Genomic DNA, 1,834 nt, shown 5'->3' on the forward strand with positions numbered 1-1,834 from the left:
AAGCTGATCGACGGCACCTTCCCGGACTATGACCGGGTCATTCCGAAGGACAACGCCAACACCGCCACCTTCGAAGTCGCCGCCCTCCAGTCCGCTCTAGATCGGGTGACCACGATCAACAACGAGCGCGGCCGCGTAGTGAAGCTCTCGCTCACCGAAGGGCTCCTCGCCCTCAGCGTCACCAACCCGGACAGCGGCACCGCCGAGGACGAGCTGCCGATCGCATCCGGCGCCGACTTCAAGCCCATCGAGATCGGCTTCAATGGCCGCTACCTCGCCGAGCTCGCCAGCACGAGCGGCACCGCCAAGCTTCACGCCGCCTTCGGCGACCCGGGCTCCCCCAGCGTCTGGAGCCCACTCGACGACCCGCGCGCCCTCTACGTCCTCATGCCGATGCGAGTGTGACCGATGTCGTCAATGTCTAACGCCGACCTGCCCCCTGCCCTCCTATCCGCGTTTGCCGAGACTGCTCTGCTCCCGCCAGCCGCTGCCGCCCGGGCCCTCGGAATGTGCGAACGGACCTTGCGTGCTCACGTCAAGGCTGGCGACATACGCTGCCGCGTGATCGGCCATGGCTCGAGCCGCCCTCGTCGATTGTTCGGGCTCGACGACTGTATCGAATTCCTCGAGCGGATGCGGAGGGCAGAGTGTCCGTCTACCGACCAAAGAACGCAAAAGGCGAGTTCACGTCGCCGTTCTACCACTACGATTTCCAATGTCGTGGGCGTCGATTTTTCGGGTCGACCGGTGAGACCGCAAAGCGGGACGCCGAGCGGGTTCAAGAGCAGAAGCGGAGGGAAGCCCGCGCGCTGATGGCAGACGAGGCCGCGCGCGAGACGCGGCCCATGACCGTCCACGATGCGTGCGAGCGCTATTGGCTGGAAGTCGGGCAATATCTCGCGTCGTCCGACGACACTTGGTCGTACCTGCGCCGGATCGAAAAGGCGTTCGGCGCGAGCACTCTGATCTCGAGCATCACGACCAACAAGATTTCGCTCGAGGTCGCCAGACGGCGCGGCGATGGCGTCAAGTCCGCCACCGTGAACCGGACCCTCACCGAACCGCTCCGCCGCGTCCTGCGGAAGGCCGAGAAGGCATGGGACCAAAAGGTTCGCCCTATCGACTGGAAAGAGCTGCTGTTGCCCGAACCGCTTGAGCGCGTCCGGGAGGCGACCGACGAGGAGGAGGAGCGGCTGTCGCTGGCGATCCGCGACGACTACCGGCCAGCGTTCGCCTTCATGCTCCTCACCGGTTGCCGGCTCGAGGAGGTCGTGACGCTGACATGGGACCGCGTTTACTGGACGGCGAAGTCCATCGAGATCCGCGGCAAGGGCCATCGGGGCACCGAGGAGAAAATCCGGCAAATCCCGATCACGCCAGACGTGCGCGAAATCCTATGGTCGCTGCGCAAAGACCACGCCGAAGCGGTGTTCACGTTCGTCGCCAGGCGCGCCGACAAGAAGCGGGGGATTGCTCGAGGCGACCGGGTGCCGATCAGCTATGAGGGCCTGAAGACCCGCTGGCAGCGTGACCGCGCCGAGGCCGGCGTGCGAGACTTTCGCCTGCACGACACCCGCCACACTGCCCTTACCCGGCTGGTGCGCGAAACCGGCAACCTGAAGCTCGCGCAGAAGCTGGCCGGGCACACCGATATCTCGACCACTGCGAAATATGCGCACGCAACGCTTGATGATCTGCGGAATGCGATGGACCGCGTCGCGAAGTCCCGGAATAAGTCCCGGAACGACGATACCAAGGCAGGCTAAGACGTTGATGGCGCAGCAGGATTGAGGGCTGGGACGCGATGCTCCCAAAGCAGGTGCTCTACCAGGCT

At 64.8% G+C, this 1,834-nt stretch carries 2 protein-coding genes; both read left to right on the forward strand.

Going from position 1 to position 1,834, the window contains the following annotated elements:
- On the forward strand, positions 1 to 405 hold a 405-nt coding region (locus BUQ68_RS22530; protein WP_483428772.1), incomplete at its 5' end, for a beta clamp domain-containing protein.
- 242 nt (positions 406 to 647) lie between these two features.
- Complete coding sequence (locus BUQ68_RS22535) at positions 648 to 1,766, forward strand: tyrosine-type recombinase/integrase (protein WP_075218276.1); 1,119 nt, start codon at positions 648 to 650, stop codon at positions 1,764 to 1,766.
- Positions 1,767 to 1,834 lie beyond the last annotated feature (68 nt).

Origin of the sequence: Mongoliimonas terrestris (assembly GCF_001927285.1) — a bacterium.
Lineage (GTDB): Bacteria > Pseudomonadota > Alphaproteobacteria > Rhizobiales > Pleomorphomonadaceae > Chthonobacter > Chthonobacter terrestris.